This is a genomic window from Bacteroidota bacterium, assembly GCA_034723125.1.
Classification (GTDB): Bacteria; Bacteroidota; Bacteroidia; order CAILMK01; family JAAYUY01; genus JAYEOP01.
The window spans coordinates 1-3,272 of the sequence record JAYEOP010000225.1 but is presented as its reverse complement, the minus strand read 5'-3'; the positions used below and the strand labels follow the sequence as shown (position 1 = coordinate 3,272).

The 3,272-nt window shown below is 26.1% G+C and carries 3 protein-coding genes; 1 reads left to right on the top strand and 2 read right to left on the bottom strand.

Annotated features, from left to right (window positions below; translation table 11 throughout):
• Nucleotides 1-213: 213 nt before the first annotated feature.
• Nucleotides 214-1,341, bottom strand: a complete 1,128-nt coding sequence (locus U9R42_06365) for a hypothetical protein (protein ID MEA3495644.1) — start codon at nt 1,339-1,341, stop codon at nt 214-216.
• Entirely contained in the window at nt 1,334-1,564 is a 231-nt protein-coding gene (locus tag U9R42_06360; protein MEA3495643.1) for a helix-turn-helix transcriptional regulator, read from the bottom strand. The genes U9R42_06365 and U9R42_06360 overlap by 8 nt, the downstream gene beginning before the upstream one ends.
• 104 nt (nt 1,565-1,668) lie before the next feature.
• Here U9R42_06360 and dcm point away from each other — a divergent pair, with 104 nt between their 5' ends.
• Nucleotides 1,669-2,928: a DNA (cytosine-5-)-methyltransferase gene (dcm, locus tag U9R42_06355; GenBank protein ID MEA3495642.1), complete on the top strand. Its 1,260-nt coding sequence runs from the start codon at nt 1,669-1,671 to the stop codon at nt 2,926-2,928.
• Nucleotides 2,929-3,272: the final 344 nt, after the last annotated feature.

The following is a 3,272-nucleotide window of genomic DNA, read 5'->3' as shown; positions in this document are numbered from 1 at the left end:
TAAAAAAAACCACTTCAATTGAACTCATATAGCCACTAAGTAATTTAGCAAATCCTATTGTAAAGGAGAATAAAAATGATGCAATTAGCATATACCTAATAGCTTGTTTTGTATTGTTATTATCTGTGCTGTTTATCATAATCATAATTTCAGTTTGAAAGTTATTATAAATAATCTTCTTAACATACTTTAATTATCTAAAATATTTTAATTTTATGTATCTATCGGCTGATAAGCTATTAATAAAGATCCTTCACTTATATACATTTTTGCCTCAGGTGTACCGTTAAGTTGACCATGACTATATCTTAATTCATTTCTTACTATTAGTTTTTCACCAGTTTCTGTATTCTCAATAGTTGTAAATAAATTTAATTGCGAATCTGGCACAGTGTACGAAATATCAGTTATTTTTATTTTATTTAAAAACTCATTTTTTGAAGGAATATTATAAACTTCTATATAATTATTAGTTGTTTTTGCATAGTAATAATTACTATCTGTTATTCTAAATAAGTTAAATAATGATTTAGGTGAAGGGTTTTCAATAACATTATCTTTTAAGAATTTTACAAAATTTTCTCCTGCTTTTTCAGCACAATGCTTTTTAGCTTTTAAATATTCATTACAAGAAGAAATCTCTTGGTTAATAAACTTAGAAAAAACTTTCTCTTTTAGAACACCTTTAATTTCTTTTTTGAATCTTTCATAATTACATTCAGAAAAATTATCAACTTTTAGCTCTAATCCATTATAAAATAAATATAACTTTCCTTCAGTATATGCTAATTTAATATTTTTTCTTTGTCTATCTTCTGTTCTAAAAGAACCTTCTTTTAATTTAGCTATAACTATGTCTCTTGTCTTTTTAAACCATTGATCAAGTTCTTGAGGTGCAAACTCTTCAAAAATATGTAACCCTCTTTTGTAAATTACTTTATCTGTAATAATATTAACAAGTTGATAAAGCCCCATATTATGTAATATAAAACTATCTTCTTTTAATGAAAATGGTATATTATCAATTTCAATATCAAAAGCTGTTCCACTTTGTGTAGCATTTCCAAGCCATTTTACATTAGAAGTATTACTATTTATTATTCCATTGTCTATTATAAATTTACCTAATTTTAAACCATTAGAAATAGTACTAAGTTCTTCACTAGAAAACTTAGTACTTTTAGCTGAAATTTGATTTCTAGTTAAAAATTCACAATTTTTAATATTAGACTTACAAAATTCTAAAAATGTACCAGGAGAATCATTAAAATTAATATTTCCACCTTTTAAAATAGAATACCCAAAACTAATTTCTCTTAGGTGCGTTAATATATCAGCCATTTAACTCCTTCATTATCTCAGATATATCCATATTTAGAGCTTTAGCCAGTTTTTCAATATTTTTTAATGTGATATTTTTTTCACCTCTTTCAATCATACCTATATATGTTCTATGTAGTCCACATATATGAGCAAAATCCTCTTGAGACAATTTTTTATCTTTTCTTAAAGATTGAATTCTATCACCAAATTTATGTAATATATCTATATTTTTATTTTCCATATTAAAATAATATCTAATTGCATACTATAATTCTACATACTAAAGTTAGCATTATGGTAAAACTTGATACAATAAGCCGAACTAAATAAGTTTGGAGATTTAATATGAAGAGAAGATTAGTTTCACTTTTTTCAGGTGCTGGAGGAATGGATTTAGGTTTTGAAGGAAACTTTGAAACCATGAGAGACTATTTAAATTTAAAAAAAAATGCTCACTGGGTAAAAAAAGATTTAGGTAAAAAAGTTATTCTGCAAGAAACACCATTTAGTACAGTTTTTGCAAATGACATTTTAAAGCCAGCTGCTGCAGCTTGGATTCCTTTTTTCAAAGAAAGAGGGCACAATAGTCAAGAAGTTTTTCATACTGAAAGTATTGTAGATATTGTCAAAAAACACAGAGATGGAAAGTTTAATTTTCCAAAGAATGTTGATATAGTAACTGGTGGATTTCCTTGTCAAGATTTTAGTGTTGCTGGTAAAAGACAAGGTCTTAAGTCCCAGAAAGGGCATAATGGTAGCACTAGATGTAATACAACAATTGCTAGTTCTGAAAATAGAGGTCAGCTTTACATGTGGCTAAAAGAAGTTATAGAAATTACTAAACCTAAAGTTTTTTATGCTGAAAATGTAAAGGGCTTAGTATCTTTGGGAGATGTTAAACAAATTATTGAAAATGACTTTAAATCAATTGATGGTGAAGGATATGTGGTAGTCCCATCGCAAGTTTTAAATGCTGCTGATTATGGAGTCCCACAAAATAGAGAAAGAGTTATATTTATAGGATTCAATAAAAAATATTTAAAAAAAGGAATAGCAGAACTTCTAGAGTCCAATAGAATCCCAGATTATATTAATCCATATCCACAAATAACACATTATAATCCCCTAAGTAAAAATATTATACAAAAAAATCAAAGTTTGAAACCTTATTCAACCTGTAAAACTGCTTTTTACAAATTAAAGGAACCAAACGAGGATCTAGATTTAGCTCAGCAAGCTTATTCCAAAGCAAAGTTTTGTAAAGGTTATCAGGGAAATATTGAGATTAATTTAAATCATACATCTCCTACTATACGTGCTGAGCATCATGGTAATATTGAATATAGACGATTAAGCAAAGAAAATGGTGGCAAATATATTAATGAATTAAAATCAAAAGAAGAACGAAGACTAACTGTAAGAGAATGTGCAAGACTTCAAACCTTTCCAGATAATTACGAGTTTGTTAGAAAACTTAAAAGAACAGATTCTTATAATTTATCTGGATCTGGAGCATACAAGGTAATTGGCAATGCGGTTCCTCCACTTTTAGCTTATTGCTTAGCCAAAAGACTAGAAGAAATTTGGGATAAATTATTTATTTAATAGAATAAAACATATTTATTTTTTCTATAAACTCTTCATATATTACTTTTATTCTACAATTACAATATGAATAAGTAAGTAATATATTAGATTAAGCCAAACAATACATTATTTACAAAGATTTTATTGTACCTATTTATATAAAAAATAATTTATATTATTGATATATAAATAGTAATTAAAAAACTGTGCAAGTATGATTTTATCTATATTTATAATAATTTTAGTTAAAATCGCATTATTATATATGGGAGAATTTTGAAATGATTGAGATATTTGATAAAAATATAGATAGTTATATTTACGCTATTTTAATATTTACTTTTTTCCAAGTATTTAGAGTT